The organism is Rubrivivax gelatinosus (assembly GCF_004340905.1).
In the GTDB taxonomy this organism is placed as follows: Bacteria; Pseudomonadota; Gammaproteobacteria; order Burkholderiales; family Burkholderiaceae_C; genus Rubrivivax; species Rubrivivax gelatinosus.
This window is the reverse complement of the sequence record NZ_SLXD01000002.1, coordinates 398,243-419,952: the sequence shown is the minus strand read 5'-3', so window position 1 is coordinate 419,952 and position 21,710 is coordinate 398,243. Positions and strand designations below refer to the sequence as shown.

18 protein-coding genes and 1 tRNA gene are annotated in these 21,710 nt (G+C 71.4%); 10 read left to right on the top strand and 9 right to left on the bottom strand.

Going from position 1 to position 21,710, the window contains the following annotated elements; genetic code table 11:
• Window positions 1-113: 113 nt before the first annotated feature.
• Together EV684_RS05095 and EV684_RS05090 are read right to left on the bottom strand one after the other, a co-directional pair.
• Window positions 114-2,390, bottom strand: a complete 2,277-nt coding sequence (locus EV684_RS05095) for an AI-2E family transporter (protein WP_132645115.1) — start codon at window positions 2,388-2,390, stop codon at window positions 114-116.
• Between the two features lie 101 nt (window positions 2,391-2,491).
• Window positions 2,492-3,379, bottom strand: coding sequence for a fructosamine kinase family protein (locus tag EV684_RS05090; protein WP_132645114.1), 888 nt, complete (start codon window positions 3,377-3,379; stop codon window positions 2,492-2,494).
• 38 nt (window positions 3,380-3,417) lie between these two features.
• On the opposite strand from EV684_RS05090, the gene EV684_RS05085 reads away from it, so the two are divergent.
• Both EV684_RS05085 and EV684_RS05080 read left to right on the top strand, forming a co-directional pair.
• Window positions 3,418-4,332 (top strand): TIGR01212 family radical SAM protein, encoded by a 915-nt coding sequence (locus EV684_RS05085; RefSeq protein ID WP_132645113.1) that lies wholly within the window; start codon window positions 3,418-3,420, stop codon window positions 4,330-4,332.
• Window positions 4,333-4,383: 51 nt separating this feature from the next.
• Window positions 4,384-4,605, top strand: coding sequence for a hypothetical protein (locus EV684_RS05080; protein WP_132645112.1), 222 nt, complete (start codon window positions 4,384-4,386; stop codon window positions 4,603-4,605).
• Here the strand turns inward: EV684_RS05080 and EV684_RS05075 are convergent, their stop codons facing one another.
• Together EV684_RS05075 and EV684_RS05070 are read right to left on the bottom strand one after the other, a co-directional pair.
• Window positions 4,606-5,694, bottom strand: a complete 1,089-nt coding sequence (locus tag EV684_RS05075; RefSeq protein ID WP_132645111.1) for an FUSC family protein — start codon at window positions 5,692-5,694, stop codon at window positions 4,606-4,608.
• On the bottom strand, window positions 5,691-6,500 hold the full coding sequence (locus EV684_RS05070) for an AraC family transcriptional regulator (protein ID WP_132645110.1): 810 nt from the start codon (window positions 6,498-6,500) through the stop codon (window positions 5,691-5,693). The genes EV684_RS05075 and EV684_RS05070 overlap by 4 nt, the downstream gene beginning before the upstream one ends.
• Window positions 6,501-6,636: 136 nt before the next feature.
• Here EV684_RS05070 and EV684_RS05065 point away from each other — a divergent pair, with 136 nt between their 5' ends.
• Window positions 6,637-7,584 carry a DMT family transporter gene (locus EV684_RS05065; RefSeq protein WP_132645109.1) on the top strand — a complete coding sequence of 316 codons (948 nt, stop codon included), beginning with the start codon at window positions 6,637-6,639 and terminating at the stop codon, window positions 7,582-7,584.
• Here the strand turns inward: EV684_RS05065 and EV684_RS05060 are convergent, their stop codons facing one another.
• The 4 genes from EV684_RS05060 to EV684_RS05045 form a co-directional block, all read right to left on the bottom strand.
• A complete protein-coding gene (locus tag EV684_RS05060) occupies window positions 7,585-8,550 on the bottom strand; it encodes a tripartite tricarboxylate transporter substrate binding protein (protein ID WP_132645108.1) in 966 nt (321 codons plus the stop codon). It abuts the gene before it with no gap.
• Between the two features lie 12 nt (window positions 8,551-8,562).
• Window positions 8,563-9,048: a hypothetical protein gene (locus EV684_RS05055; RefSeq protein WP_132645107.1), complete on the bottom strand. Its 486-nt coding sequence runs from the start codon at window positions 9,046-9,048 to the stop codon at window positions 8,563-8,565.
• A 150-nt stretch (window positions 9,049-9,198) separates the two neighbouring features.
• A tRNA-Ser gene (locus EV684_RS05050) sits at window positions 9,199-9,289 on the bottom strand.
• Between the two features lie 17 nt (window positions 9,290-9,306).
• Complete coding sequence (locus EV684_RS05045) at window positions 9,307-9,681, bottom strand: DUF2237 family protein (RefSeq protein ID WP_132645106.1); 375 nt, start codon at window positions 9,679-9,681, stop codon at window positions 9,307-9,309.
• A 113-nt stretch (window positions 9,682-9,794) separates the two neighbouring features.
• On the opposite strand from EV684_RS05045, the gene EV684_RS05040 reads away from it, so the two are divergent.
• Window positions 9,795-12,059, top strand: coding sequence for an arginine/lysine/ornithine decarboxylase (locus EV684_RS05040; protein WP_200222389.1), 2,265 nt, complete (start codon window positions 9,795-9,797; stop codon window positions 12,057-12,059).
• An 87-nt stretch (window positions 12,060-12,146) separates the two neighbouring features.
• Here the strand turns inward: EV684_RS05040 and fabI are convergent, their stop codons facing one another.
• Window positions 12,147-12,929: an enoyl-ACP reductase FabI gene (gene fabI, locus EV684_RS05035; protein ID WP_132645105.1), complete on the bottom strand. Its 783-nt coding sequence runs from the start codon at window positions 12,927-12,929 to the stop codon at window positions 12,147-12,149.
• A 406-nt stretch (window positions 12,930-13,335) separates the two neighbouring features.
• Between fabI and rimP the strand changes: the two genes are divergently transcribed.
• From rimP to typA, 6 genes are all read left to right on the top strand, one after another.
• A complete protein-coding gene (gene rimP, locus EV684_RS05030) occupies window positions 13,336-13,848 on the top strand; it encodes a ribosome maturation factor RimP (RefSeq protein WP_165908405.1) in 513 nt (170 codons plus the stop codon).
• On the top strand, window positions 13,845-15,323 hold the full coding sequence (nusA, locus tag EV684_RS05025; RefSeq protein WP_132645103.1) for a transcription termination factor NusA: 1,479 nt from the start codon (window positions 13,845-13,847) through the stop codon (window positions 15,321-15,323). The genes rimP and nusA overlap by 4 nt, the downstream gene beginning before the upstream one ends.
• Before the next feature lie 55 nt (window positions 15,324-15,378).
• Entirely contained in the window at window positions 15,379-18,309 is a 2,931-nt protein-coding gene (infB, locus tag EV684_RS05020) for a translation initiation factor IF-2 (RefSeq protein WP_132645102.1), read from the top strand.
• A gap of 103 nt (window positions 18,310-18,412) precedes the next feature.
• Window positions 18,413-18,778: a 30S ribosome-binding factor RbfA gene (gene rbfA / locus EV684_RS05015; protein ID WP_132645101.1), complete on the top strand. Its 366-nt coding sequence runs from the start codon at window positions 18,413-18,415 to the stop codon at window positions 18,776-18,778.
• Between the two features lie 9 nt (window positions 18,779-18,787).
• Complete coding sequence (gene truB / locus EV684_RS05010) at window positions 18,788-19,795, top strand: tRNA pseudouridine(55) synthase TruB (protein ID WP_132645100.1); 1,008 nt, start codon at window positions 18,788-18,790, stop codon at window positions 19,793-19,795.
• Window positions 19,792-21,621, top strand: a complete 1,830-nt coding sequence (gene typA / locus EV684_RS05005) for a translational GTPase TypA (protein ID WP_132645099.1) — start codon at window positions 19,792-19,794, stop codon at window positions 21,619-21,621. The genes truB and typA overlap by 4 nt, the downstream gene beginning before the upstream one ends.
• Window positions 21,622-21,710 lie beyond the last annotated feature (89 nt).

Here is a 21,710-nt window from a genome sequence, read left to right as displayed (position 1 = left end):
CTGCGGCTCCTTGGCTGCGGGCCCGGACGGGCCACGGTGATGCGCATCGTCGGTGGGCAAGCCGGGTGCCCGGCGTCGGGGGGCGCCGCCGCGGCGTGTCGGACGAGGCGCCGTCAGGCCGGCGACGGCCGGCCTGGCGCGAGTGCCGCGTTCGCCTCCGCCCCGGGCGAGGGCGGCCCGCCTGCACGGGCTGCCGCGCGCCCGGCTTCGCGTGCCAGCGACTGCAGCAGCCGCAACTCGCCCGCCGTGGCGGTGCGCGGGGCGGCGCGTGCGACGAGCAGTGCGCCGCGCGGCCGGCCGGTGTCGTCCAGCAACGGGGCGACGACGGCGGCCAGCCCGCCCAGCGCCTGCCGCGGGTCGGCCAGCGGGACTGCGGCGCAGGCCCCGGCGTCGAAGCCGGCCGCGGCCTCGGCCGCCAGGCGCGACGCCGCGACGCCCAGCGCCGCATCCCCGCCGGGCGAAGCGAGGCAGCGCCCGTCGGCCAGCGCCAGTGCCGCCACCGGGGCGTCGAAGACGTCGACCGTGCGCTGCAGCACCGGGGCCAGTGCCGCCTGCAAGGCTCCGGCGCCCAGCGTCGTCGGTGCGGCGCAGTCGCCGTCCTCGGCCGGGCGGGACGGCGGCAGGGCCTGCAGCGCCGCTTCGTCCAGCGTCGCGGCGACGTGGTCGACACCCAGGTCGGCCGCGGCTTCGGGCGTGCGCAGCGCGGCCGGTGCGTTCCACGGCGCCAGCACGATGCGCAGCCCGGGGCGGCGGCGGCGCAGCCGGCGGCAGACGAAGCGTGCGTTGGCCTCCGGCGCCGGGTTGAAGGCCGACAGCACGACCGCGTCTACGCCGTCCAGCGGCAGGCTGCCGATCTGCTCGACGCCCAGTGCGGCCGACGGCAGGTGGCGGGCGTCGGCGCCGGTGGCGGCCAGGGTCTGGGCCAGCATCTCGGCGGCCAGCGAATCGAGTTCCGAGCGCAGCCCGATGCACAGCACCTGCGCCGCGCCCTGCGCCGCGGCCGGCGCCGGCCAGGCCTGGCGCAGCTCGCGCAGCAGGGCCGCCATCCCGGCAACGACACGGTGGCGGTGTTCGGCGCCGCTGCGCGCGTGCGCCAGGCTCGCCTGCTGCAGCGCCGGCACCCCGGTGTCGCGCAGGAAGGCCTGCAGCGAGCCGGTGCGCACCTCCTGTTCGGCAAGCTCGATCGCCTCCTCGACGTCGCCGGCCAGCAGGCGCTGGTACAGGCGCGTCGGCGCGTCGAACACCGGGCTCGAGCCCAGCAGGTGCTCGAGGAAGCGCAGCGGCCGCAGGTGCCGGCCCATGACGATCAGGCAGACGGTGATCGGCGTCGCCAGCAGCAGCCCGACCGGGCCCCAGAGCGCGGCCCAGAACGCCGCCGACAGCAGCAGCGCGACACGTGCGATGCCGGCGCTGGCGCCGTACAGCCAGGGTTCGACGAAGCTGTTGATGAGGATCTCCAGCGCCAGGACCAGTGTCACCGTCCAGAGCAGCAGGCTCCAGCCGTCGTCGACGGCGAACGCCATCAGCGCCGGGCAGACCGCAGCGACCACGCCGCCGACGTAGGGCACGTAGCGCAGCACCGCGCCGAGCACGCCCCACAGCAGCGCGCCGGGCACGCCGATCAGCCACAGCCCCAGGCCGAGCGCGCCGCCGAAGGCCAGGTTCACCCCGAGCTGCACTGTGAGATAGCGGCTGACGCGGCGCGCCGCTTCGTCCACCGCCGCGGTGGCGCGCCGCAGGTCGGCGCCGGCAAAACGCAGCAGGCGTTCGCGCAGGTCGCTGCGGTCGATGAGGATGAAGATCAGGAAGACGAGGGCGACCGCGGCGGTGGCCAGCGGCGTCAGCACCGGCAGCGCCATGTCGGCCAGCGCCTGCAGCGGCGAGGCCGGCGTCGGGTCCACGCGCACCGGCAACGGCGTGCGGCTGGCGGCCGGCACGCCTGGCTGCAGTGCCTTGCGCGCGGCGTCGAACTCGCGTTCGACGACGTCGACGACACGCGAGGCGCCGCCCAGCGAGCCGCCACGGTCGACGACCGCCTGGCGCAGCGTGCGCAGCTTCTTCTGGATCGTGCTCTGGTAGCTCGGCAGGTCGCGCCCCAGCTCGGCGACCTGCGAGCCGACGAAGACCGACAGCCCGCCGAGCAGCGCGACGATCGTCGCGATCACCAGGCCCACCGCCGCGGCGCGCGGCAGCCAGGGCCGGCGCAGCCGCGTGACCAGCGGGTCGAGCACGAAGGCCAGCAGCACCGCCAGCGCGAACGGCACCAGGATCGCCTGGCCGAGGTAGAGCGCGGCGACGACGAGCGCGATCGTGAGCGCCGTCGCCAGCGCGGCGGGCAGGGCGACGAGGCGTTCGCCTCGGGCGGGTTCGGCAGCGTCGTCGGCGGGCATCGGGGCTAACGTTCTTGGCGCTCCGATTGGGCGACGGCCGGCGAGGCGGCCCCGTCGGCGCAGCACGGCGCACGCTGTAGGACGGCGCCCCGGCCCGGGGCTCAGGCGCGCTGCAGGCGCTCGGCGACGGCCAGCGACTGCGCGACGTAACCGCCGCCGAACAGCAGCGCGTGGTTGAGCAGGTGGTACAGCTGGTACAGCGGCCGGCGCCGCTCGTAGCCCTGGGCCAGCCCGGCCGTGGCGCGGTAGGCCGGCCAGAAGCCCGGCGGCGGCGAGCCGAAGAGTTCCAGCATCGCCAGCTCGGCCTCGGCGTCCGAGACCGAGACCGCGGGGTCGTAGACCACCGGCGTGCCGTCGGCCAGCGCGCCGTGGTTGCCGCTCCACAGGTCGCCGTGGATCAGGCTGGCGCGTGGCAGATGGCCGTCGTCGAAGAAACGCGGCAGCGCGGCGACGACGGCCTCGACCGCATGGCCCAGCGCGGCGGGCGCGCCGGCGGTGGCCAGCGCCTGGTGCATCGCCATCAGGCGGCGCTGGCCGAAGAACTCGATCCAGCCGTCCAGCCCGCCGGCGCTGCTCCAGGCGTTGCGCTGCACGGTGCTGCCCAGGCGGTTGTTGCGCCGCCAGCCGAAGCGGCCGTCGCCTTCGGCGGGCGCGGCGGCGTGCAGCGCGCCCAGCGCGGCGCCCAGGCGCGCGCCGTCGGCGCTGGCGCGCAGCTCCAGCCACTCCAGGGCCAGCAGCGCCAGGCCGTCGTCGATCCAGCAGCCGGCGACCGCCGGCACGCGCAGCGTGGCCGTGGCGGCGAGCGCCTGCAGCCCGTCGGCCTCGGCGGCCAGCGTGTCGGCTTCGGCCGCCGGCAGCGTCTTGACGAACAGCGGCCCGCCCGCGCCGTCGGCGCGCCCGGTGGCGGTGAAGCCGCTGGCGCCCAGCGTGCGCACGTGCCAGGGCCCGCCCAGGCGGGCGGCGAGCGCGGCGGCGACGCGGCAGTCCATCGCCCGATGATGCCGCGCGGCGGCGGACAATCGGGGCCGTGAACCTCGATGACGTCGTCAATACGCTGGGCCGCCACCTGAAGGCGCGCTACGGCGAACGCGTGCGCAAGCTGTCGCTGAACGCCGGCTTCGGCTGCCCCAACCGCGACGGCACGCTGGGCCGCGGCGGCTGCACCTTCTGCAGCGTGCTGTCCTTCGCCGCCGACGACGGCGACGCGCCGCTGGCGCAGCAGCTGGCCGAACGCCGCGCCGAGCTCAAGCGCGCGGCGCGCTACATCGCCTACTTCCAGGCCTACACCAACACCTATGCCGAGGTCGAGACGCTGACGCGGCTGTACGCCGAGGCCACGGCCAGCCCCGACGTCGTCGGCCTGGCGGTGGGCACACGGCCGGACTGCGTGCCCGACGCGGTGCTGGCGCTGCTGGCCGGCTACCGAGAGCGTGGCTACGAGGTCTGGCTGGAGCTGGGCCTGCAGAGCGCGCACGACGAGACGCTGGCGCGCGTGAACCGCGGCCACGGCTGGGCGGCTTATGCCGACGCGGTGGCGCGCGCGCGTGCCGCCGGCGTGCCGATCTGCACCCACCTGATCCTCGGCCTGCCCGGCGAGACCGACGCCCACGCCTACGCGACGCTGGAACGTGTGCTCGACGCCGGCGCCGAAGGTCTGAAGCTGCACCCGCTAATGATCACGCGCGGCAGCCGGCTGGCCGTGGCGCACAAACGCGGAGAGGTCGCGCCGCCCGAGCTGCCGGCTTATGCGGCGCTGGTCGGCGAGCTGATCCGGCGCACGCCGCCCGAGGTGGTGTTCCACCGCGTCAGCGCCACCGCGCGCGCGCCGACGCTGGTGGCGCCCGCCTGGTGCAGCACGGTCTGGCCGGCGATGCAGGCGATCCGCGCCGACCTGGACCTGCACGGCGGCCAGGGCACGCGCGTGCAGGCGGCCGCGGCCTGAAGCCGGGTGCGGCGTTTGCCCGCCGCCGGGTGCACCGCGTGAGGACCGACGATGAGCACCGAAGCCAGCTTCTCCAGCCTGCCTGAACCGACCTCCGCGCCGGCCGCGCCCGCCGCGCCTTTGGCGCCGGGCGACCAGGCCACCCCCGGCACGCCGGGCACCGGCGAGACCGTCTGCCCCGAATGCGGCGGCAGCGGCCGCATCAGCGAAGGCAGCTGCTGCCCGAACTGCGACGGCACGGGCCGCATCACGGTCGGCATCGGCGGCGCCTGATCAGCGCAGCAGCCGCGGCGGGATCAGCCGCCGCATCGGCCGGCCGACGAGGATGCGGAAGCGCCGGTCGTGCAGGCACCAGGCGCCGAGCAGCGCGACGGCGCAGCCCAGGGCGGTGTCGATGAACCGCGACTGCACCAGCGGCCCCGGCGCGACCGAGCCCAGGTGGGCGGCGTCGGCCAGCAGGATGGTCAGCGGCGTGATGAACATCACCGCCAGCCCGTAGTGACGCACGACGCTGATCTCGATGACGAAGCTGAGCCCCATCAGCACGAAAGCCACGCTCCACGGCCCCAGCGGCAGCGACAGGATGGCCCAGGCGACCAGCAGCCCGGCGGCGGTGCCCAGCACGCGGTGCAGCTGGCGGATCCACACCGCGCGCAGCGAGGCGCCCTGGATCACCGCCAGGCAGGTGATCGGCACCCAGTACGGCCGCGACAGCCCCAGCGCCTGCGCCAGCGCCAGCGACAGGCCGACGAAGGCGCCGATGACGACCGAGTCGAAGACGACGAAGTCGAAGCTCGGCGGCGCCGTCTCGGGCGGCTCCTGCGGTGCCCGCAGCCGCAGCGCCCACAGGCTGTAGGCGAAGGCGATCAGCACCGCCATGAAGGCGCCGAGGAACAGCAGGCCGACCGAACGCGGCAGGTCCTCGACCTGCACCGGCGTGTAGGCGCCGATGGCCGCGGCCATCACGAAGAACAGGCTGCCCGGCGGGCCCATCGCGTACAGCCGCACGAGCATCGTCACGACGGCGGTCAGGAAGGTGATCGCCGGCACCGCCCAGCCGGGCGCGAAGTGGCAGATCACGCCGGTGGCGTAGCAGGCCGTCATCGCGAAGGCGCAGGCCATCAGCACGACCATGCGGTGCTGCATCGGCGTGTTCGGCGTGTGCACGAAGACCAGGCCGCCGAGCGAGGACACGAGGCCGAACTCGATGTGGCCGAACCAGGCGCCGACGAGCAGCGGCAGCCCGGTCGCCAGCGCCGCGGCCACCGGCATCTGCCACAGGCGGTCGCTGCGCTGCACCTGGGTCAGGTGCTGCCATTCGGCGCGCGCCAGCTGGACGAGGCGGGTACTCCAGTCGCTCATCGCGGGACTCCAAGGTCGCCGCGGCGGCCGCGGTAGTCGTCGGGTGTGGTGCCCATCAGGCGCCGGAACATCGCGATGAAGGCCGAGGCGCCGGCGTAGCCCAGGTCCAGCGCGATGGCCTCGACCTTGCGGCCTTCGTCGAGCATGGCCAGCGCGCGCAGCACGCGCAGGCGCTGGCGCCAGGCGGCCAGCGGCATGCCCAGCTCGCGCTGGCAGCGCCGCGCCAGCGTGCGTTCGGTCGTGCCCACCGCGGCGGCGAGTTCGGCGACGCTGCGTTCGTCGGCCGGGTCCTCCTGCAGCGCCTGCAGCACCGGCGCCAGCAGCGGGTCGTGCGAGACCGGCAGATAGCTGCCCGAACGCGGCGCGGCCACCAGGCGGTCGACCAGCACCTGCAGCAGCCTCGCCTCGGCCTCGGTCGGCGGCTCGGCGGGCGGATGGCGGTCCAGGTGGGCCAGCAGCGCGCGCAGCAGCGGGTCGACGGTGATCGCCGCGGCGTCGCGCGGCATCGTCGCGCACAGCGGCTCGGCGACGTAGACCGAGGCGTGGTGGGCCTCGCGCCGGTTCAGCGCGCGGTGCTCGACGCCCGGCGGCAGCCACAACGCGTACTGCGGGGGCGCGAGGTAGAGCGCGCCGGCGATCTCGATCTCGAGCACGCCGCTGAAGGCGTAGACCAGCTCGCCGCCGTCATGGCGGTGGGCGGGGTAGCCGGCGTCGGCCGGCACGCGGGCGGCGCGGAACCAGACCGGCGTGTCGATCGTGCCGGCGTAGGGCTGGAGGAGGTGGCGGGGAGCGTCTTCGGCAGTCATCGGGGAGGGCGGCGGGCCGCTCCGGCTGACCGGCCCACGCTGCACATTGTCCGATATTCGCTATGCATCGAGCTTCCGACAGCGTGACACTGTGCGCGTTCACCCTCCCGCCTGCGCGCCCGGCGCGCTCCCCCCAATGGATTCCCGCAAGAACCTCGACGGCCTGGCCGTCGGTGTCATGGTGCTGCTGTGCATGCTCTGGAGCCTGCAGCAGATCTCGCTGAAGGCCGCCGCGGCCGACGTCTCGCCGATGCTGATGGTGGCGCTGCGCTCGGCCATCGCGGCGCTGCTGGTGGCCGGCGTGATGGTCTGGCGCGGCGAGCGTGTGCAGCGCGCCACCGGGCGCTGGCGCCCGGGGCTGGGCGTGGGGCTGCTGTTCGCGCTGGAGTACCTGTTCGTCGCCGAGGCGCTGCGCCACACGCATGCCTCGCACGTCGTCGTCTTCCTCTACACCTCGCCGATCTTCGCCGCGGTGGGCCTGCACCTGAAGCTGCCGGCCGAGCGCCTGCGACCGCTGCAATGGGCCGGCATCGCCATCGCCTTCGGCGGCATCGCGCTGGCCTTCGGCGGGCGCGGCGGCGGCACGGCGACGGCGATGGGAATGTCGATGCTGTGGGGCGACCTGCTGGCGCTGGCCGCCGGCGCCTCCTGGGGCGCGACGACGGTGCTCATCCGCTGCTCGCGGCTGAGCGAGGCGCCGGCGGCCGAGACGCTGCTGTACCAGCTGCTCGGCGCCTGCGTGCTGCTGGGCGCCGGGGCGCTGGTGACGGGCCAGACCGCGCTGCACGCGACGCCGGCCTTCTGGGCCCATCTGGGCTTCCAGGCGCTGATCGTCTCGTTCGCGAGCTTCCTCGTCTGGTTCTGGCTGCTGCGCCACTACCTGGCGTCGCGCCTGGGCGTGCTGTCCTTCCTGACGCCGATCCTCGGCGTCGTCTTCGGCGCCTGGCTGCTGGCCGAGCGCCTGGACGCGGCCTTCGTCGCAGGCGCCGGGCTGGTGCTGGCGGGCGTGCTGGTCGTCAGCGCGCACGGCTGGCTGGAAGGCCTGATGCGGCGCGGCGCGGCCGCGGTGGCGCCGCGTGCCTGATCAGGCGGTCTCGACGCGGATCCGGCCCTCGGCGAGCAGCCGCTTCCAGCGCTGCGCCTCGGCGGCGACGAAGTCGGGGAACTCGCGCGGCGCCGTCGGCACCTCGGCGCCGATGGCCTCGAAGCGGCGCCGGACCTCGGCCGAGCGCAGCGCGGTCTCGACTTCGGCGGCCAGTTGCGCGCCCCGTGCCCGCGGCGCGCCGGCGGGCAGGAACCAGCCGTTCCAGGGCAGCACCACGGCTTCGGCGTAGCCGGCCTCGGCCAGCGTCGGCACGCCCGGCAGCGCGCCCAGCCGCTGCTGCGAGACCACGGCCAGCGGCCGCAGCGCGCCGGCGCCGATCTGCTGCAGGGCCAGGGCCGCCGTCATGAAGGCGAAGTGCAGCTCGCCGTTGACGAGGTCCACGACGAACGGCGGCTGGCCCTTGTACGGCACCTGCAGCACGTCCAGGCCGGCGGCCTGGGTGAACAGCTCCAGCCCGAGATGGTTGGAGCTGCCGATGCCGGGGTTGGGCGTGTTCAGCTTGCCCGGCTGGCGCCGGGCCTGGGCGACCAGGTCGGCCACCGAGCGCAGCGGCGACGACGCCGGCACCACGATCAGGTTGGGCGGTGCGCCGATCGCGGCCAGCGGCTCGAAGTCGGTGCTGGCGAAGCCGGCCTGCGGGTCGATCAGCGGGTTCAGCACGAGGAACAGCGAACCGACGAGCACCGTCTGGCCGTCGGGCGCGGCGCTGCGAACGGCCTGGGCGCCGAGCTTGCCGTTGGCGCCGGCGCGGTTGTCGACGACGAACCGCTGGCCGGTGCGCGCGCCGATCTCGTCGGCGACGATGCGCGCCGCGACGTCGACGACGCCGCCGGCGGGGTAGGGCACGACCAGCCGCACCGGCCGGGGGGCGGCGGTGGCGGCCAGCGGACCGGCGGCGGCCAGGCCCGCGGCGGCGGCGAGGAAGCGGCGGCGGTTGGACAGCATCACCGCGCCTCCTCAGAACGCCGCGCCGGCGATCGCGATGCCGGCGTAGCTGGAGCGCGACTGCACGCCCCAGCGCCCGTCGGCGAAGGTCAGCACGTACAGCGCCTCGTGGCTGGAGATCGGCGCTTGGCGGGCGTCGTAGCGCGTGAAGCGCAGCGCGAAGTGCAGCTTGTCGGCCGAGGCCTGCACCGGCTCGATGCGGTCCCAGGCGGAGTAGGCCCAGCCGGTGGCGGCAAAGGCCTCGAGGTCGTTGCTCGCCGCATAAGCGGCGGCGTCGGGCCAGACCTGCACCGTGCCGGCCGTGAGGCGCACGTGGGGGTAGTGCAGCACCTGCGCCCAGCGCCGCGCGTCGCGGGCGTTGAACGCGGCGATGAACTCCTGCAGGACTTCGTAGCCGGCGCGGATCGCGGACTGCAGCGCCGGGTCGGCGAAGCCGCGCGCGGCCAGCAGCAGCTCGAACGCGCCACGCGCGGGGGCAAGGGGGGTGATGGTGCTCATGTCGTTTCTCGGGAAGGAACCGGGAAACGACTCTGCCGGGGCTGCCGCAGCGCGCGAAGCGCGGATCGTGCATGACGATCCTCGGTCGGCGAGTGGGCGGCGCGGGGGGCAGAAACGACGAACGGCCCGCTAGGGGCCGTTCGTCTGATCTGGCGGAAGGGGCGGGATTCGAACCCGCGGTGGGCTGTTAACCCACACACGCTTTCCAGGCGTGCGACTTAAACCGCTCATCCACCCTTCCGGAAAGAACCCGGGAGTCTACCTCAGCTCCGGTGCGTTGCTGCGCTGAAGCCAGGAAAGCGGTACGAAATCGAGCGCCGCGGCGTGCGTGCTTTCCAACACCGCCGGCGGCGCGCAGCCGGCTTCGTAGGCCTCGCGCCAGCGCAGCACGCAGACGCACCAGCGGTCGCCCGGCTTCAGGCCCGCAAAGCGCAGCTCGGGCCGTGGCGTGATCAGGTCGTTGCCCTGTTCCATCTGGAAGTTCAGGAAGGCGAGCGTCATGCGGGCGCAGACGAGGTGGCGGCCGGGATCGTCGGCGTCGCCGTGGCAGCAGCCGTCGCGGCGCCAGCCGGTCAGCGGGGCATAGGAGCAGGGCACGAGGTCGTTGCCGAGCACGTTGAGGTCTTGGGCCATGGTGCGAACCGGTTCACGCAGACACGCCGATTGTTCGTCACGGCGTTCACCCCCGTCGGCCTCTACACTTCGCGCCTCGTTTCACCCCAGTCGTCACGACGAGGCCCCGGCCCATGCTGCGCTTTCGCTTTCCCATCGTCATCATCGACGAGGACTTCCGCTCCGAGAACACCTCGGGTTTCGGCATCCGCGCGCTCGCCGAGGCCATCGAGAAGGAGGGCTTCGAGGTCGTCGGCGCCACCAGCTACGGCGACCTGTCTCAGTTCGCGCAGCAGCAAAGCCGCGCCAGCGCCTTCATCCTGTCGATCGACGACAACGAGTTCACGCCCGGCCCCGAGCTCGACCCGGCGGTGCTGAACCTGCGCAAGTTCATCGAGGAGATCCGCTTCAAGAACGCGGACATCCCGATCTACCTCTACGGCGAGACGCGCACCAGCCAGCACATCCCGAACGACGTGCTGCGCGAGCTGCACGGCTTCATCCACATGTTCGAGGACACGCCGGAGTTCGTCGCCCGGCACATCATCCGCGAGGCCCGCAGCTACCTCGACGGCCTGGCGCCGCCGTTCTTCAAGGCGCTGATGGACTACGCCCAGGACGGCTCGTACTCCTGGCACTGCCCCGGGCACTCGGGCGGCGTCGCCTTCCTGAAGAGCCCGGTGGGTCAGATGTTCCACCAGTTCTTCGGCGAGAACATGCTGCGTGCCGACGTCTGCAACGCGGTCGAGGAACTCGGCCAGCTGCTCGACCACACCGGCCCGGTGGCCGCGTCGGAGCGCAACGCGGCGCGCATCTTCAACGCCGACCACTGCTTCTTCGTCACCAACGGCACCAGCACCAGCAACAAGATGGTCTGGCACCACATGGTGGCGCCGGGCGACGTGGTCGTGGTCGACCGCAACTGCCACAAGTCGATCCTGCACTCGATCATCATGACGGGCGCGGTGCCGGTGTTCCTGACGCCGACACGCAACCACTACGGCATCATCGGCCCGATCCCCGAGAGCGAGTTCTCGCGCGAGGCGATCGAACGCAAGATCGCCGCCAACCCGCTGCTCGCCGGCGTCGACCCGAAGACGGTCAAGCCGCGCATCCTGACGCTGACGCAGAGCACCTACGACGGCGTGCTCTACAACACCGAAACCATCAAGCACGCGCTCGACGGTTACGTTGACGCGCTGCACTTCGACGAGGCCTGGCTGCCGCACGCCGCCTTCCACCGCTTCTACGGGCCCTTCCACTCGATGGGCAAGAAGCGCGCACGGCCGAAGGACCAGCTCGTCTTCGCGACCCAGTCGACGCACAAGCTGCTGGCCGGCATCAGCCAGGCCAGCCAGGTGCTGGTGCAGGACGCGACCGAGCGCAAGCTCGACCGCCACCTCTTCAACGAGGCCTACCTGATGCACACCAGCACCTCGCCGCAGTACGCGATCATCGCCAGCTGCGACGTCGCCGCGGCGATGATGGAAGCGCCCGGCGGCCCGGCGCTGGTCGAGGAGAGCATCGTCGAGTCGCTGGACTTCCGTCGCGCGATGCGCAAGGTCGAGGGCGAGTTCGGCGACGGCGACTGGTGGTTCAAGGTCTGGGGCCCGGACGAGCTCGCCGACGAAGGCATCGGCCAGAGCGCGCAATGGGTGCTCGAGGCCGACGACGAGTGGCATGGCTTCGGCGCGCTGGCCGACGGGTTCAACATGCTGGACCCGATCAAGTGCACCTTGATCACGCCAGGGCTGGACCTGTCGGGCCGTTTCGCCGAGACCGGCATCCCGGCGTCCATCGTCACCAAGTTCCTCGCCGAGCACGGCGTCGTCGTCGAGAAGACCGGGCTCTACTCGTTCTTCATCATGTTCACGATCGGCATCACCAAGGGCCGCTGGAACACGCTGCTGACGGCGCTGCAGCAGTTCAAGGACGACTACGACCGCAACGCGCCGATGTGGCGTGTGCTGCCCGAGTTCTGCGCCGCGCACCCGCGTTACGAGCGCATGGGCCTGCGCGACCTCTGCCAGGCGATCCACGAGCAGTACGCCAAGGGCGACATCGCGCGCCTGACGACCGAGATGTACGTCTCGGAGATCGTGCCGGCGATGAAGCCGACCGACGCCTTCGCCCACATCGCCCAGCGCCGCACCGAGCGCGTGGCCGTCGACGATCTGGAAGGCCGCATCGCGACCTCGCTGCTGACGCCGTACCCGCCGGGCATCCCGCTCTTGATCCCGGGCGAGCGCTTCAACAAGCGAATCGTCGACTACCTGCGCTTCACGCGCGAGTTCAACGCGGCGTTCCCCGGCTTCGCGACCGACGTTCACGGCCTCGTCGAGGACCTTGACGCCGAAGGCCGCCGCGGCTACTTCGTCGACTGCGTGCGCGAGGACTGAGCGGCGCGCCCAGAAGAAACGGCCGGGAGGCGTTGCCGTCCCGGCCGTTCTGTTTTGCGCAGTGCAAGGCGGCGATGCCGCCGGTGCTCACTCCTCGCCGCGCACCATCGCCTGGCTGAAGCCGCCGTCGACGTAGGTGATCTCGGCGGTGATGCCCGAGGCCAGGTTCGACAGCAGGAAGGCGGCGACGTTGCCGACCTCGTCGATCGTCACGTTGCGGCCCAGCGGCGCGCTGCCGGCCACCAGGCCGAGCAGCTTGCCGAAGTCCTTCACGCCGCTGGCCGCCAGCGTCTTGATCGGGCCGGCGGAGATGCCGTTGACGCGGATGCCGCGCGGGCCCAGGCTGGCCGCGAGGTAGCGCACGCTGGCCTCCAGCGAGGCCTTGGCCAGGCCCATCGTGTTGTAGTTCGGCACCGCGCGCACCGCGCCCAGGTAGCTCATCGTCAGCAGCGCGGCGTCGGGCTTGAGCATCGGCAGCGCGGCCTTGGCCAGCGCCGGGAAGCTGTAGGCCGAGATGTCGTGGGCGATGCGGAACGCCTCGCGCGACAGGCCTTCGATGAAGTCGCCGCCGATGGCCTCGCGCGGCGCGTAGCCGATCGAGTGCACGAAACCGTCGAACTGGGGCCAATGCTCGGCCAGCTGCTTGAACATCGTCTCGATCTGAACGTCGTCGCCGACGTCGCATTCGAAGACGAGTTTCGAGTCGAATTCGTGTGCGAACTCGGTGATCCGGTCGCGGAAGCGCTCGCCGACGTAGCTGAAGGCGAGCTCGGCGCCTTGTGCGCGGCAGGCGCGGGCCACGCCGTAGGCGATCGATCGGTTCGAGAGCAGGCCGGTGATGAGCAGGCGCTTGCCGGCAAGAAAACCCATGGTGACTCCGTTCTTGGGGAAGGCGTGGATTTTGGCATCTCGGCGCGCCCGATGTTCTGCCCTTGCTCAGGGTTTGGCCCGTGGCTATAATGGCCGTTTTCCCGGGAAAGCTGGCGTGGGCGGATTCTTCCAGCCCATTTTTTTTGCTCGAACGCCTCTGCCCGGGGTCGTGGCCGCGTTGGCCGGGGGACTCCGATGTCCGCCGAGAACGCGGCCTGCGGCCCCGGTTCAAGAGATGGCGGCAGGCAAGACGCCTCGGCGGCCCCGCGGGCGGCGCCGATCCGGGGAACCGGGCGGCGGTGGGCGGGCAACCGGTACAGGACACGGGGCACTTTTGAGCGGAACGGACACGGCAGACAAGGCAGGCGCTGCGGGCGACGAACGTCGCACCAGTTGGCGCGACACGATCGAGCGCACGGTCACCGGGTTGGGTTACGACCTGGTGGAGATCGAGCGCGCCGGTCGCGCTCTGCTGCGTGTCACGATCGACCGCATCCCTGGCCACGCGTACCCGATCGAAGGCGAGTTCGTCACGGTCGAGGATTGCGAGACCGTCACGCGACAGCTCCAGTATGTGCTCGAGGTCGAGAACGTCGACTACGAGCGCCTGGAGGTTTCGTCGCCCGGGCTGGACCGGCCGCTGCGCCGGGCCGCCGATTACGAGCGTTTCTCGGGCCAGGAGATCGAACTCACGCTGCGGCTGCCGTTCCAGGGTCGCAAGCATTGGAAGGGTGTCCTGGGCAAAGGGGAGGGCGAGGGCTGGAACCTCGTCTTCCAGGACGGCAAGGCCGAGCAGGTGCTGGCGTTCTCGCTCGACGAGGTACGCGAGTCCCGGCTCGTCCCGGTGGTGGATTTCAAAGGCCGGCGCGGCCGCAAGGCCGGCACTGAGCCGGGGGTAGACGGAGGTCTGGAGCGATGAATCGCGAAATGCTGATGCTGGTGGACGCCATCTCGCGCGAGAAGACGGTCGATCGCGACGTCGTCTTCGGCGCGGTCGAGGCCGCACTGGCCTCGGCCACGAAGAAGCTGCACGGCGGCGAGGTCGACATCCGCGTGGCGGTCGACCGGGAAACCGGCGAATACGAAACCTACCGCCGCTGGCACGTCGTGCCCAACGAGGCCGGGCTTCAGAACGCGGATGCCGAGGTGCTGCTGTTCGAGGCCCAGGAGCAGATTGCCGACATCGAGGTCGACGACTACATCGAGGAGTCGGTCGAGTCGGTGCCGATCGGCCGCATCGGCGCCCAGGCGGCCAAGCAGGTCATCCTGCAGAAGATCCGCGACGCCGAGCGTGAGCAGCTGCTCAACGACTTCCTGGCGCGTGGCGACAAGATCTTCGTCGGCACCGTCAAGCGTCTGGACAAGGGCGACATCATCGTCGAGTCCGGCCGTGTCGAAGGGCGCCTCAAGCGCAGCGAGATGATCCCGAAGGAGAACCTGCGTTCGGGCGACCGCGTGCGGGCCTTCATCCTCGGCGTCGACCCGACGCAGCGCGGCCCGCAGATCATGCTGTCGCGCAGCGCGCCGGGCTTCATGGTCGAGCTCTTCGGCCAGGAAGTGCCCGAGATCGAGCAGGGCCTGCTGGAGATCAAGAGCTGCGCCCGTGACCCGGGCAGCCGCGCCAAGATCGCCGTCGTCAGCCACGACCGCCGCGTCGACCCGATCGGCACCTGCGTCGGCGTGCGCGGCTCGCGCGTCAACGGCGTGACGACCGAGCTCGCCGGTGAGCGTGTCGACATCGTGCTGTGGTCCGAGGATCCGGCGCAGTTCGTCATCGGCGCGCTGGCGCCGGCCAACGTGCAGAGCATCGTCGTCGACGAGGAACGGCACGCGATGGACGTCGTCGTCGACGAGGAGAACCTCGCGATCGCGATCGGCCGCGGCGGCCAGAACGTGCGTCTGGCGTCGGAGCTGACCGGCTGGCGCATCAACATCATGACCGCCGAGGAATCGCAGGCCAAGCAGGCCACCGAGACCGAGTCGGTGCGCAAGGTGTTCGTCGAGAAGCTCGACGTCGACGAGGAAGTCGCCGACATCCTGATCGCCGAGGGTTTCACGAGCCTCGAGGAAGTGGCCTACGTGCCGCTGCAGGAGATGCTCGAGATCGAGTCCTTCGACGAGGACACCGTGCAGGAGCTGCGCACCCGTGCCAAGGACGCGCTGCTGACGATGGAGATCGAGCGCGAGGAGAAGGTCGACGAGGTGTCGCAGGATCTGCGCGACCTCGAGGGCCTGACGCCCGAGCTGATCGGCAAGCTGTCCGACGGCGGCGTCAACACCCGCGACGACCTGGCCGACCTGGCCGTCGATGAGCTGGTCGAGATGACCGGCGTCGACGAAACGCAGGCGCGTGCCCTGATCATGAAGGCGCGCGAGCATTGGTTCACTGCCTGAACGACAGACCGCTGAACGCTCGCGCCCGCTGCAAAAAACCGAGGAATACCGCCACATGGCCGTGACTACCGTCGCCCAGTTCGCCCTCCAGCTCAACCGCCCCACGGCGGCGCTGCTGGAGCAGCTGCAGTCGGCCGGCGTCGCCAAGAAGTCGCCCGACGACGCATTGACCGATGCGGACAAGGAGCGTCTGCTCGAGTTCCTGCGTTCATCGCACGGCACTGGCGGCGCCGAGCGCAAGAAGATCACGCTGACGCGCAAGTCGACCACCGAGATCAAGCAGGCCGATGCCAGCGGCAAGGCACGCACGATCCAGGTCGAGGTGCGCAAGAAGCGCGTGTTCGTCAAGCGTGACGACATCCCCGGCGGCGAGATGACCGCCGGCCCGTCGGCCGAGGAACTCGACCTGCAGCGCCGCGAGGAAGAAGCGCGCGCCGAGGCCGAAGCCCTGCGCCGCCAGGAAGAGGAGCTCGCCGAACAGCGCCGCCGCCGCGAGGAGCAGGAGCGTCTGGCGCGTGAAGCCGCCGAGGCCGCCGCGAAGGCGGCCGCCGAAGCCGCCGAGAAGGCTGCCGCCGAAGCCGCCGCCAAGGCCGCGGCGGAAGCTGCCGCCAAGGCCGCTGCCGAGGAGGCCGCGCGTCTGCAGGCGGCGCAGTCGGCCAAGTCCGGCGAGCCCGCGAAGCCGGCCGAGACGGCCAAGCCGGTCGAGGCGGCCAAGCCCGCCGAGCCGCCGAAGGTCGAGCCGGCCAAGCCTGCCGAGCCGCCCAAGCCGGTGCTGCGTGTCGTCAAGGCTGCCGACAAGGCCGCCGAGGACACCGCGCGCCAGGCCGAGCTGCAGCGCAAGCGCAAGGCCGCCGAGGCCGAAGCCGCCGCCATCCGCGCGATGATGGCCCAGCCGCGCAAGACGCTCGTGGCCAAGAAGCCCGAGGAGCCGAAGCCCGAAGCGGCCAAGGAAGCGATCAAGGGCACGATCCACAAGCCGGCCGCCAAGCCGGGTGCCCCGGGTGCCGCGCCGTCGTCGACGGCCGCCAAGCCGGGCGACAAGAAGCAGGTCAAGAGCGAGAAGCTGTCGTCGAGCTGGGCTGACGACGCCGCCAAGAAGCGTGCCGCGCTGAAGACGCGCGGCGACGCCGGTGGCGCTCGACCGGGCTGGCGTGCGCCGCGTGGCGGCATGCGCGGTGGCCGTGGCGACCGCGACGGCGGCTCCAACTTCACGCCGCCGCCCGAGCAGCAGATCCAGGAAGTGCACGTGCCGGAGACGATTTCCGTCGCCGACCTCGCGCACAAGATGTCCGTCAAGGCGAGCGAGCTGATCAAGCAGCTGATGAAGCTGGGCCAGATGGTCACGATCAACCAGCAGCTCGACCAGGAAACGGCCATGATCCTCGTCGAGGAGATGGGCCACAAGGCGTTCGCTGCCAAGCTGGACGACCCGGAAGCCTTCACCGAGGAAGAGACCGCCGCGCACAACGCCGCCGAGGCGCTGCCGCGTCCGCCGGTCGTCACCGTGATGGGTCACGTCGACCACGGCAAGACCTCGCTGCTGGACTACATCCGCCGGGCGCGTGTCGCGGCGGGCGAGGCCGGCGGCATCACGCAGCACATCGGCGCGTACCACGTCGAGACGCCGCGCGGCGTCGTCACCTTCCTCGACACCCCGGGCCACGCGGCGTTCACCGCGATGCGTGCCCGCGGCGCCAAGGCGACCGACATCGTCATCCTGGTCGTGGCTGCCGACGACGGCGTGATGCCGCAGACCAAGGAAGCGATCTCGCACGCCAAGGCGGCGCAGGTGCCGATCGTCGTGGCGCTGAACAAGATCGACAAGCCCGATGCCAACCTCGAGCGCGTGAAGAGCGAGCTTGTGGCCGAAGGCGTCGTGCCCGAGGACTTCGGCGGTGACTCGCCGTTCGTCCCGGTGTCGGCCAAGGCCGGCACGGGCATCGACAACCTGCTCGAGCAGGTGCTGCTGCAGGCCGAGGTGCTGGAGCTGAAGGCGCCGGTGGAAGCCGCCGCCCGCGGCCTGGTCATCGAAGCGCGCCTGGACAAGGGCCGCGGCCCGGTGGCCACGGTGCTGGTGCAGAGCGGCACGCTGAAGAAGGGCGACGTCGTGCTCGCCGGCTCGAGCTACGGCCGGGTCCGCGCGATGCTCGACGAGGACGGCAAGAACACCGAATCGGTGGGGCCGTCGATGCCGGTCGAGATCCAGGGCCTGACCGAGGTGCCGCAGGCCGGCGACGAGTTCATCGTGCTGACCGACGAGCGCCGGGCGCGCGAGATCGCGACCTTCCGCCAGGGCAAGTACCGCGACGTCAAGCTGGCGCGCCAGCAGGCCGCGAAGCTGGAGAACATGTTCGACCAGCTCGGCGACGCCGCGCAGACCCTGCCGCTGATCATCAAGGCCGACGTGCAGGGTTCGCAGGAAGCGCTGGCGCAGAGCCTGCAGAAGCTGTCGACGGCCGAGGTCAAGGTGCAGATCGTGCACGCCGCGGTCGGCGGCATCAGCGAAAGCGACGTCAACCTGGCGATCGCCTCGAAGGCGGTGGTCATCGGCTTCAACACGCGGGCCGATGCCGGCGCGCGCAAGCTGGCCGAGGGCAACGGCGTCGACATCCGCTACTACAACATCATCTACGACGCGGTCGACGAGGTGAAGGCGGCGATGGCGGGCATGCTGGCGCCGGAGCAGCGCGAGGAAGTCATCGGCATGGCCGAGATCCGCCAGGTGTTCGTGGCCAGCAAGATCGGCACGGTGGCTGGCTGCATGATCACCGCCGGCCAGGTGACCCGCAACGCCCGCTTCCGCCTGCTGCGCGAGAACGTCGTCGTCTACACCGGCGAGATCGAGTCGCTGAAGCGGCTGAAGGACGACGTGCGCGAAGTCAAGGAAGGCTTCGAGTGCGGCATCAAGCTGAAGAACTACAACGACATCCGCGAAGGCGACCAGCTCGAAGTCTTCGAAGTCAAGGAAGTGGCCCGGACCCTGTGAGTCCCCCGGCTGCCGCCCGGCCCCCGCGCCGGACGGCAGCGTGCCGACCTTGATCTCGAGCGGCCCCGCCTTGGCGGGGTCGCGTGTTTTTTGGAGCATCCCGATGCGTCACAAGAAAGCCCCCGTCAACCGCAGCTTCCGCGTCGCCGACCAGATCCAGCGTGATCTGGCCGAGCTGATCCGCGAGCTGAAGGACCCGCGCATCGGCATGGTCACGATCAACAGCGTCGAGGTCTCGCCCGACTACGCGCATGCGCAGGTCTATTTCTCGGTGCTCGTCGGCAGTGCCGAGGACAGCGCCACGGCGCTCAACGAAGCCGCCGGCTTCCTGCGCAACGGCCTGTTCAAGCGCCTGGCGATCCACACCGTGCCGACGCTGCACTTCCATTTCGACCGCACGACCGAACGCGCGGCCGACCTGTCGGCGCTGATCACCAAGGCCAACGCCACCCGGGCCAAGGACGACTGAGCCGCCGCGATGCGCAACGCCCGTCCGCCCCGCCAGCCGCGCCGTGCCCTGCACGGCGTGCTGCTGCTCGACAAGCCGATCGGCTGGACGAGCAACGACGCGCTGCAGAAGGCCAAGGGCATCCTGCGTGCGGAGAAGGGCGGCCACACCGGAACGCTGGACCCGCTGGCCACCGGCCTGCTGCCGCTGTGTTTCGGCGCCGCGACCAAGTTCTCGCAGGCCAGCCTGGACGCCGACAAGCGCTACACCGCGACGCTGCACCTGGGCCGCACGACGAGCACCGGCGACCTCGAAGGCGAGGTGCTCGAGGAACGCCCGGTCGAGTGCGACCGCGCCGCGATAGCCGCCGTGCTGGCGCGTTTCACCGGCGAGATCGACCAGCTGCCGCCGATGCACTCGGCGCTGAAGCACGAGGGCCGCGCGCTGTACGACTACGCGCGTGCCGGCGTCGAGGTCGAGCGCACGCCGCGCCGGGTGACGATCCGCTCCCTCGCGGTGCTCGACTGGACCGCGCCGACGCTGGTGCTCGACGTGCTCTGCACCAAGGGCACCTACGTGCGCACGCTGGCCGAGGACATCGGCCGTGCGCTGGGCTGCGGCGCGCACCTGGCGGCGCTGCGCCGCACCGCCAGCGGCGCGCTGACGCTGGACGGCGCGGTGACGATCGACGAACTGCAAACCCTGACGCCGGCGGAGCGCGACGCGCTGATCCGGCCGATCGACTGCCTGCTCGCCGACTGGCCCGCCCTGCGGCTGGCCGACGACGAGGCCGGCCGTTTCCTGTCCGGGCAGCGCCGCCGCACCGGGCAAGCCGACGCGAGCGCCGTGCGCGTCTATGGCCCGGACCCGCGCGCCTTCCTCGGCAGCGCGCACATCACCCGCGGGGAGCTGATCGCCGACCGCCTGCTCAGCCCCGTCGAGGTGGCCGCGCAGCTCCAACCCATCCCGCCGGTCTCGATTCCCGAGACCGCCACCTCCACGCCCCAGACCGCCCACGGGCACGAGGCCACGACATGACCCGACAGATCCGCAACATCGCCATCATCGCCCACGTCGACCACGGCAAGACCACGCTCGTCGACCAGCTCCTGCGCCAGAGCGGCACCTTCCGCGACAACGAGAAGATCGCCGAGCGCGTGATGGACAGCAACGACATCGAACGCGAGCGGGGCATCACCATCCTCGCGAAGAACTGCGCGGTGACCTGGCAGGGCACGCACATCAACATCGTCGACACCCCGGGGCACGCCGACTTCGGCGGCGAGGTCGAGCGTGCGCTGTCGATGGTCGACGGGGTCGTGCTGCTGATCGACGCCCAGGAAGGCCCGATGCCGCAGACCCGCTTCGTCACGAAGAAGGCGCTGGCGCTGGGCTTGAAGCCGATCGTCGTCGTCAACAAGGTCGACAAGCCCGGCTCGCGCCCGGACTACGTCATCAACGCCGCGTTCGACCTGTTCGACAAGCTCGGCGCCACCGAGGACCAGCTCGACTTCCCGGTGGTCTACGCCTCGGGCCTGAACGGCTGGGCGGCGCTGGAGGAAGGCGCGCCGGGCGAAGCCTGGGGCACGGACATGGCGCCGCTGTTCGAGACCGTGCTCAAGCACGTGCCGCCGCACGAAGGTGACCCGGCTGCGCCGCTGCAGCTGCAGATCTCCTCGCTGGACTACTCGACCTTCGTCGGCCGCATCGGCGTCGGCCGCGTCAACAGCGGCACGCTCAAGCCGGCGATGGACGTGCTGGTGATGGAAGGCCCGGACGGCCGCGCCTACAAGGGCCGCATCAACCAGGTGCTGACCTTCGAGGGCCTGAACCGCGTCATGGCCGACCAGGCCGGCCCGGGCGACATCGTGCTCGTCAACGGCATCGAGGACGTCGCGATCGGCTCCACGCTGACCGATCCGGCGAACCCCCAGCCGCTGCCGATGCTGCGCGTCGACGAGCCGACGCTGACGATGAACTTCTGCGTCAACACGAGCCCCTTGGCCGGCCGCGAAGGCAAGTACGTCACCAGCCGCCAGATCTGGGACCGGCTGCAGAAGGAGCTGCAGAGCAACGTCGCGCTGCGTGTCAAGGAGTCGGGCGAGGACGGCATCTTCGAGGTCTCCGGCCGCGGCGAACTGCACCTGACGATCCTGCTGGAGAACATGCGCCGCGAAGGCTACGAGCTGGCCGTCAGCAAGCCGCGCGTCGTCTTCCACGACGACGGTGGCGAGCGCCAGGAGCCGATCGAGCTGGTGACGGTCGACGTCGAGGACCAGCACCAGGGCGGCGTCATGCAGGCCCTGGGCGAGCGCAAGGGCGAACTCGCCAACATGGAAGTCGACGGCCGCGGGCGTGTGCGCCTGGAGTACCGCATCCCGGCGCGCGGGCTGATCGGCTTCTCCAACGAGTTCATGAACCTGACGCGCGGCACCGGCCTGATCAGCAACATCTTCGACGGCTACGAGGCCTACAAGGGCGAGATCGCCGGGCGCAAGAACGGCGTGCTGATCAGCATGGACGATGGCGAGATCGTCACCTACGCGCTGGGCAAGCTCGACGACCGCGGCCGCATGTTCGTCAAGCCCGGCGACCCGGTCTACGAAGGCATGATCGTCGGCATCCACAGCCGCGACAACGACCTCGTCGTCAACGCCGTGCGCCAGAAGCAGCTGACCAACTTCCGCGTCAGCGGCAAGGAAGACGCGATCAAGATCACGCCGCCGATCGAGCTGACGCTGGAGTACGCGGTCGAGTTCATCGAGGACGACGAGCTGGTCGAGATCACCCCGAAGAGCATCCGGATCCGCAAGCGCCATCTGAAGGAGCACGACCGCAAGCGTGCTTCGCGCGAAGGCAGCTGAACGCTGGCGGCGCGTGCGCCGCCCGCGTTCCGCTCTTCCGCACCGCTCCCCCCAGCCCCCCTCCGAGAGGCGGGCTCTAGCCAGATAGT

Excerpts from the sequence above, each read along its gene's own strand:
- EV684_RS05095 (WP_132645115.1), bottom strand. The coding sequence starts at position 2,390 with ATGCCCGCCGACGACGCTGCCGAACCCGCCCGAGGCGAACGCCTCGTC.
- EV684_RS05090 (WP_132645114.1), bottom strand. The coding sequence starts at position 3,379 with ATGGACTGCCGCGTCGCCGCCGCGCTCGCCGCCCGCCTGGGCGGGCCC.
- EV684_RS05080 (WP_132645112.1), top strand. The coding sequence starts at position 4,384 with ATGAGCACCGAAGCCAGCTTCTCCAGCCTGCCTGAACCGACCTCCGCG.
- EV684_RS05075 (WP_132645111.1), bottom strand. The coding sequence starts at position 5,694 with ATGAGCGACTGGAGTACCCGCCTCGTCCAGCTGGCGCGCGCCGAATGG.
- EV684_RS05070 (WP_132645110.1), bottom strand. The coding sequence starts at position 6,500 with ATGACTGCCGAAGACGCTCCCCGCCACCTCCTCCAGCCCTACGCCGGC.
- EV684_RS05065 (WP_132645109.1), top strand. The coding sequence starts at position 6,637 with ATGGATTCCCGCAAGAACCTCGACGGCCTGGCCGTCGGTGTCATGGTG.
- EV684_RS05060 (WP_132645108.1), bottom strand. The coding sequence starts at position 8,550 with ATGCTGTCCAACCGCCGCCGCTTCCTCGCCGCCGCCGCGGGCCTGGCC.
- EV684_RS05055 (WP_132645107.1), bottom strand. The coding sequence starts at position 9,048 with ATGAGCACCATCACCCCCCTTGCCCCCGCGCGTGGCGCGTTCGAGCTG.
- EV684_RS05045 (WP_132645106.1), bottom strand. The coding sequence starts at position 9,681 with ATGGCCCAAGACCTCAACGTGCTCGGCAACGACCTCGTGCCCTGCTCC.
- EV684_RS05040 (WP_200222389.1), top strand. The coding sequence starts at position 9,795 with ATGCTGCGCTTTCGCTTTCCCATCGTCATCATCGACGAGGACTTCCGC.
- fabI (WP_132645105.1), bottom strand. The coding sequence starts at position 12,929 with ATGGGTTTTCTTGCCGGCAAGCGCCTGCTCATCACCGGCCTGCTCTCG.
- nusA (WP_132645103.1), top strand. The coding sequence starts at position 13,845 with ATGAATCGCGAAATGCTGATGCTGGTGGACGCCATCTCGCGCGAGAAG.
- infB (WP_132645102.1), top strand. The coding sequence starts at position 15,379 with ATGGCCGTGACTACCGTCGCCCAGTTCGCCCTCCAGCTCAACCGCCCC.
- rbfA (WP_132645101.1), top strand. The coding sequence starts at position 18,413 with ATGCGTCACAAGAAAGCCCCCGTCAACCGCAGCTTCCGCGTCGCCGAC.
- truB (WP_132645100.1), top strand. The coding sequence starts at position 18,788 with ATGCGCAACGCCCGTCCGCCCCGCCAGCCGCGCCGTGCCCTGCACGGC.
- typA (WP_132645099.1), top strand. The coding sequence starts at position 19,792 with ATGACCCGACAGATCCGCAACATCGCCATCATCGCCCACGTCGACCAC.